Origin of the sequence: Actinomadura flavalba DSM 45200, assembly GCF_000374305.1 — a bacterium.
GTDB classification, from domain to species: Bacteria; Actinomycetota; Actinomycetes; order Streptosporangiales; family Streptosporangiaceae; genus Spirillospora; species Spirillospora flavalba.
Window position 1 is genome coordinate 772,388 of record NZ_KB894094.1, and the last position, 6,339, is coordinate 778,726.

At 70.9% G+C, this 6,339-nt stretch carries 6 protein-coding genes; 4 read left to right on the forward strand and 2 right to left on the reverse strand.

The window, feature by feature from the left end:
* The first annotated feature begins 153 nt into the window (after positions 1–153).
* The 4 genes from C229_RS0113110 to C229_RS0113125 all read left to right on the forward strand — a co-directional run bounded on the left by C229_RS0113110 (position 154) and on the right by C229_RS0113125 (position 3,921).
* Positions 154–522, forward strand: a complete 369-nt coding sequence (locus tag C229_RS0113110) for a hypothetical protein (RefSeq protein WP_018655539.1) — start codon at positions 154–156, stop codon at positions 520–522.
* 376 nt (positions 523–898) lie between these two features.
* A complete protein-coding gene (locus C229_RS0113115) occupies positions 899–1,894 on the forward strand; it encodes a mechanosensitive ion channel family protein (RefSeq protein ID WP_018655540.1) in 996 nt (331 codons plus the stop codon).
* A gap of 68 nt (positions 1,895–1,962) precedes the next feature.
* Positions 1,963–2,346 carry a globin gene (locus C229_RS0113120; RefSeq protein ID WP_018655541.1) on the forward strand — a complete coding sequence of 128 codons (384 nt, stop codon included), beginning with the start codon at positions 1,963–1,965 and terminating at the stop codon, positions 2,344–2,346.
* A gap of 18 nt (positions 2,347–2,364) precedes the next feature.
* Complete coding sequence (locus C229_RS0113125; protein ID WP_026313748.1) at positions 2,365–3,921, forward strand: glycoside hydrolase family 13 protein; 1,557 nt, start codon at positions 2,365–2,367, stop codon at positions 3,919–3,921.
* Positions 3,922–3,966: 45 nt separating this feature from the next.
* On the opposite strand, the gene C229_RS0113130 is transcribed toward C229_RS0113125, so the two are convergent.
* Positions 3,967–5,352, reverse strand: coding sequence for a S28 family serine protease (locus tag C229_RS0113130; RefSeq protein ID WP_018655543.1), 1,386 nt, complete (start codon positions 5,350–5,352; stop codon positions 3,967–3,969).
* Positions 5,353–5,687: 335 nt separating this feature from the next.
* The gene (locus tag C229_RS0113135) at positions 5,688–6,125 is read right to left on the reverse strand and encodes an acyl-CoA thioesterase (RefSeq protein ID WP_033424243.1); all 438 of its coding nucleotides are present in this window, start codon (positions 6,123–6,125) and stop codon (positions 5,688–5,690) included.
* Positions 6,126–6,339 lie beyond the last annotated feature (214 nt).

A 6,339-nucleotide genomic window follows, 5' to 3' on the forward strand; every position in this document is an offset into this window, starting at 1 on the left:
TCCCCTCCCGACCAGGTGAACGCCCCCCTTGACCGCCTCGGTGAGAGTTGCAATTCTCGCGGCGTGTGTCCAGGACGATCCGCTCCGTTCCCACCGGCCGCCGCACGGAGGCCGGACGGGACGCCGGATCATCGAACACGAGGGGGTGAGCGGGTGGCCAGCGAAAGCCGGGTCGGCTACCTGGAAGAACTCGAAGAGGTTCTCGACGGCCGGGGCCTGGTCGCGCGGGTCGTCCGCACCCGCTCGGGGCCGGCCTTCCTCCGGGTCGTCAACCCGGCGGCGGCGAGCCTCGCCGAAGACGTGACGTGCGCGCCGCTGCACGGTTCGCACGAGCACTACTTCTGGTGGTCCTGGGGGGAGCGCATGCACCGGGTGGACGACCCGGGGGGTGCGGCGTCCAAGCTCGCGCACGTCCTGCAACCGCTCCGCGAGGAGTGCCGGGACGCCCGGGGCCGCGCGGTCCCGAGCCGCGCGGGCCACGACGCCGATCCGGTGCGGGCGGGCCGTCGCGCCCGTCCCTAGCGCGCGCGTCCCCGCGGTACGGCCCTGTCGGCGCGGCGAGGCCGTCCCGCGGGGGCGGGCGGCGCCCGCGAACGCGCGTCCCCCGCTTGACGGCCCTGTCGGCGCGGCATGGGCCGTCGGCGGGGGACGCGTGCCACCCGCGAGGGTGCGCACGACCGCGCGTGTCCCGTCCGCGCCGCCCCGGGCGGACGGGACACGCGCCCGGCCGCAGCGAAACCGCGCGCCCGGGAGCGTGGTGCTCGTCACGTGCGGCGGGGCCGGTGGGCGGGCTCGTATCATGCGGTCGTCGGCGTCCTCTACGATCGGGGCCGTACCGCCGTGACCTCACGGTGATGTGCTCCGACACCCGCTACCCGCCGTGGAGGGTCTGTCCTTTATGTCGCCGAATCTTCCCTTCGCGCTGCCCTGGGAGGACGCCGGAACCCCCGAGCAGATGTGCAAGAACAGCGCGCCGAGCGTCGCCTGCCGGCTCGTCTGGAACGTCTCGCAGAACAAGGAGTTCACGAACTTCTGGGCGGACTGGCTGGACAAGCCGGTCACGACCGCCCTGTGGATTCTCGTCACGTTCCTGATCGCGCTGCTCGTCCGCAACCTCGCGCACCGGGCGATCACCCGCGTGACGCTGCGGATGGCCGAGAGCACGATGTCCGAGCGTGTCCGGGAACGCTCCCGCACGCACTTCGACGGCAGCCCGGCCCTGCTCAACCAGCGCCGCGCCCAGCGCGCCAAGACGCTCGGCTCGGTGCTGCGCAGTATCGCGTCGATCATCATCATGGGGACCGCGCTGTTCAGCATCCTCGGCTCGATCGGGCTGAACCTCGCGCCGATCCTGGCCAGCGCCAGCGTGATCGGCGTCGCCGTCGGCTTCGGCGCGCAGAGCATAGTGCGTGACTTCCTCGCCGGGCTGTTCATGCTCCTGGAGGACCAGTACGGCGTCGGTGACGTCGTGCAGATCGGCACCGCCAAGGGCACCGTCGAGGCGGTGACGCTGCGCGTGACGCGGATGCGGGACGTGGACGGCGTCGTCTGGTACGTCCCCAACGGGGAGATCAAGGCGGTCGGCAACGAGTCGCAGAACTGGGGCCGCGCCGTGCTCGACATCCCGGTCGGTATCGGTGAGGACATCGAGCGCGTCAAGGACCTGCTCCAGGCCACCGCCGAGGAGATGGCCGAGACCAAGACGTGGTCCAAGCTCGTCCTGGAGAAGCCGTCGGTGTGGGGCGTGCAGGCCCTCGCCGAGGACTCGCTCGTCATCCGCGTCGTGATGAAGACCGCACCCGGACGCCAGGGCGATGTGGCGCGGGCGCTGCGCGAGCGCGTCAAGCGCGCCTTCGATCGCGAGGGCGTCGCGGTCGGCCCGGCCGTCGAGTAGCGACATCCCCGACATTCTGATCAAGCTCAGCTCGCGGGCCCGGCTCTCTCGCGTAGGGTGGGGGCGCTATGGCTGAACAGGTGACGTTCTACGAGGCCGTCGGTGGCGAGGACACGTTCCGGAAGCTGGTGCACCGGTTCTATCTGGGCGTCGCCGACGACCCGGCGCTGCGCGCGATGTACCCCGAGGAAGACCTCGGCCCCGCCGAGGAGCGGCTGTTCCTCTTCCTCGTCCAGTACTGGGGCGGCCCGAACACCTACAGCCAGGAGCGTGGGCACCCCCGGCTGCGGATGCGGCACGCGCCGTTCGTCATCGGCGAGGCCGAGCGCGACGCCTGGCTGCGGCACATGCGCGACGCCGTCAACGAGCTGAACCTCCCCGAGCGGCTGGAGAAGATGCTGTGGGACTACTTCACGATGGCGGCCCGCAGCATGGTGAACGCACCGTCCTAAACGGGTAAAGCGCCTGGTATGACGCGATCCCCCTGGTGGCGCAATGCCGTCGTGTACGAGGTCTATGTCCGTAGTTTCGCCGACGCGGACGGCGACGGTGACGGCGATCTGCGCGGGATCACGTCCCGCCTCGGGCATCTGGCCGACCTCGGCGTCGACGCCCTGTGGCTCACGCCCTTCTACCGCTCCCCGCTCGCCGACGGCGGCTACGACGTGGCCGACTACCGCGACGTCGATCCCCGCTTCGGCACCCTCACCGACTTCGACGCGCTCATCGCCGCCGCGCACGCGCGCGGCCTGCGGGTGATCGTCGACATCGTCCCCAACCACACCTCCGACCAGCACCCCTGGTTCCAGGAGGCGCTGGCCGCGCCGCCCGGCTCCCCCGCCCGCGAGCGCTACATCTTCCGCTCCGGCCCGCCCGACCGGCCCCCGACCGACTGGCCGTCGGCGTTCGGCGGCCCCGCCTGGCGGCGGCTGCCCGACGGCGACTGGTACCTGCACCTGTACGCGACCGAGCAGCCCGACCTGAACTGGCGCAACCCCGAGGTGCGCCGCGAGTTCGAGAGCATCCTGCGGTTCTGGCTCGACCGGGGCGTGGACGGGTTCCGCATCGACGTCGCGGGCGGGCTCTTCAAGGACCCCGAGTTCGCCGACCTCGGCGAGATGGCCCGGCACGGCGCCGGGTCACCGATCCACAGCCGTCCCGAGGTGCACGAGGTGTACCGGGAGTGGCGCCGCATCCTGGACGAGTACCCCGGCGAGCGGATGGCGATCGGGGAGGTGTGGTCCGAGGGGCCGGAGCTGGCCCGGTACCTGCGGTCGGACGAACTGCACCAGGTGTTCCAGTTCGACCTTCAGTTCGCGTCCTGGTCGGCGCGGGAGTTCCGCGACATCGTGACGGCGGCGGTCGCGGCCGTCGTCCCCGCCGGCGCCGCGCCCACGTGGGTGCTGTCCAGCCACGACGTCGTCCGGCACGTCACCCGCTACGAGCAGCCGCCCGGAATGCCGGGGATCGGGCTCGCGCGGGCCCGGGCGGCGCTGCTGTGCGTCCTGGCCCTCCCCGGCTCGGCCTACCTGTACCAGGGCGAGGAACTCGGGCTGCCCGAGGTGCTCGACCTGCCCGCCGACGCCCGCCAGGACCCCATCTGGAAGCGCAGCGACGGCGCCGTCCTCGGCCGCGACGGGTGCCGCGTCCCGCTGCCGTGGGGCGGCAAGAAGGAGCCGTACGGGTTCTCCCCCGACGGCGGCGGCGCCGCGCCGTGGCTGCCGATGCCCGAGGAGTGGCGGTCGCTGACCGTCGAGGCGCAGGACCACGAACCGACGTCCACGCTCGCCTTCTACCGGCGGGCGCTGCGGCTGCGCCGCACGCTCGTGGACGAGCTGCCCGAGACGCTCACCTGGCGGGACGCGCCGCCCACCGCGCTCGTCTTCCAGCGCGGGCCGCTCACCTGCGTCGTCAACTTCGGTGACCATCCCGTCCGGCTCCCCGAGGGGGAGGTCCTGCTGACCAGCGGCCCGCTCTACGGCGAACTCCTCCCCGGCGCGTCCGCCGCCTGGCTGCGCACGGCCTGAGCACGGCCCGGACGAGTGCGCTCGTCCGGGCCGTCCCGGGTTCCCCTACAGCGGAGGACGCTCGCGCTGGAGCATGTCGTCGGCCTCGGTCAGCGAGCGGATCGACGGGCCGTCCGGCACCGCCGCCCAGCGGCGCAGGTCTGCGACGGCCCTCGCCTGCTGCGCGGCCGGGAGCCGCGCGATGAGGCGGCCGCTGTGGTTCATGCCCGGCGCCGTGTACGACGCCGAGTCACGCGTGCCCGGGCCCAGCCGGAACGGCTCGGAGCCCCACGGGTCGTTCTCGCCGTACAGGAACATCAGCCTGCTGCCGCGCGTCTTCACCCACAGGTCGATGTCGAGCATTGCCAGCGGGTTGAACGTCATCGGAATGCTGCGCGGGACGTACGTGCGCGGCTGGTAGCTGCTCTCGTAGCGCAGCAGCGGGCGCAGGTGCGTGAACTGCGGGCTCGGCCAGCCCAGCTCGGTGCCCGCCTGGTAGTAGTACGGGACGTACGGCTCCAGGCCCTGGTCGGTGTAGAACGACAGGCCCGAGATGGCGTCCAGCGTCCCGTACAGGTCGTCGTCGGACGCGTCCAGCGCGGGCAGCGACGGGCAGTCGGTCTGGAGGCTGTACTGCCAGAACGCCCACTCGTAGTCCATCACCGAGTTCTCGAACGCCTTGTCCGGGGAGCCGACGTTGGTGAACGTCCAGCCGTTCTCGGCCGTGGCGGCGGCGAAGCGCTGGAGCATCGCCGGGCGGCGCTTCAGCATCTCGCGGGCCAGGTTCTTCAGGTGCGCGCGGCAGACCGGGTCGCTGCCGACGTTCTTGAAGAAGCGGTCGTAGGCGCGGTCGTCCTTGTTCACGACGTCGTTCGGGGCGACGTAGACGACGCTGCCGTCGACGTCCTTGGGGTAGAAGCGCTTGTGGTAGACGGCCGTCATGCCGCCCTTGCTGCCGCCCGTCGAGATCCACTTGCCCTGGTAGATCGTCTTGAGCGCGCCGATGATGCGGTGCTCGTCGGTCGCCGCCTGCCAGATCGTGTCCTTGCGCCAGTCCGTCGGGGCCGGGCGGGACGGCGTGAAGTACCGGTACTCGACCGAGATCTGGTTCGCGTCCAGCAGCGCCGTCGGCTCCGACGTGAACATCGTCGTCGGCGTGTGGTAGCCGCTGGTGTAGAGCACCATCGGCTTGTCGTCGGTCTTGTGCTGGAGCATGACGCGCTGCTCGAACCACTGCCCGCCGGGCTTGCGGTGGTCCACGGGCTGCTTGTACGTCAGCCAGAACCAGCGCTGCCCAGGCAGCGTGGACGGCCTCTCCTCGACCGTCAGGCCCTTGATCGCGTCCAGGCGATCGGCGATGTCGCCGGGTGCCGCCTGCACTGCCTGGGCCGCCGCGCCGGTCAGCGCGGCGGTGAGGAACAGGGCCGTCGCGGTTGTCGCGAAGCGCCGCATCGTCCCCCCTTTCCGTGGGATCGCCACAGTTGGCGTCGCGACCCTAAAGGGGTAATGCGGTGAAAAACGGGCGCTGATGGTCCTGTTACCGAGCCGTGACCGGCACAACCCACCACGCTCCCGCGCTGACCGAACGTCCGGGCCGCTCCCCCGGAGCGACATACCGGGCGATGAACTCACGCTCACACAGCGTGAAACAGCGCAGCCGACCACATTCCCGCCCCGGCGGAACGTCCGGGTCACTCCTTCGCAGCGACATGCCAGGCGCCGAACTCACGCTCATGCAACGTGAGACGACGCAGCCGACCGCGTGCCGCGTCGGCGGAACGTCCGGGCTACTCCTTCGGAGCGACGTACCGGGCGATGAACTCGCGCTCGTACGGTGTGAAGCGGCGCAGCCGGTTCAGCTCGACGTCGAACGCGACGAGCGTGGACGTGGCCGTGGCGTAGACGTTCTCGTCGTCGCGGACCTCGTAGGCGAGGACGAACGACGCGGCGCGCGCCTGCGTCACCCACGTCTCGACGCGGATCGGGTGGACGGTGGGCAGCAGCGGCAGCTTGTAGTCGATCTCGTGCCGCGAGATGACCATGCCGCGCACGGGGTCCTCGCCCTTGCGCACCGGGTCGCCGTGCAGCATCTCCAGCCGCGCGTCCTCCAGGTAGCCGACGAACTTCACGTTGTTGACGTGGCCCTGGGAGTCGATGTCACCGAACCGGATGTTGAACTCGTACACATGTCGGAACTCGGCCGGGGGCGGATCACTACGCTGCATGTCCTCGCCTGACTAGATGAAGCTCGGCGGACATCCCCGCCTGACGATCCCACACCCTAACCTCCACCCCACCCACCACCACAAGCCAACCATCCCACCCAAACCACCCCACACAGGAAGCACACCTCGGCACGCACACCTCGGCACGCACACCTCGGCACGCACACCTCGGCACGCACACCTCGGCACGCACACCTCGGCACGCACACCTCGG

Bases quoted from the DNA above. Each gene is read 5' to 3' on its own strand.
- C229_RS0113120 (WP_018655541.1), top strand. From the start codon at position 1,963: ATGGCTGAACAGGTGACGTTCTACGAGGCCGTCGGTGGCGAGGACACG.
- C229_RS0113130 (WP_018655543.1), bottom strand. From the start codon at position 5,352: ATGCGGCGCTTCGCGACAACCGCGACGGCCCTGTTCCTCACCGCCGCG.
- C229_RS0113125 (WP_026313748.1), top strand. From the start codon at position 2,365: ATGACGCGATCCCCCTGGTGGCGCAATGCCGTCGTGTACGAGGTCTAT.
- C229_RS0113135 (WP_033424243.1), bottom strand. From the start codon at position 6,125: ATGCAGCGTAGTGATCCGCCCCCGGCCGAGTTCCGACATGTGTACGAG.
- C229_RS0113115 (WP_018655540.1), top strand. From the start codon at position 899: ATGTCGCCGAATCTTCCCTTCGCGCTGCCCTGGGAGGACGCCGGAACC.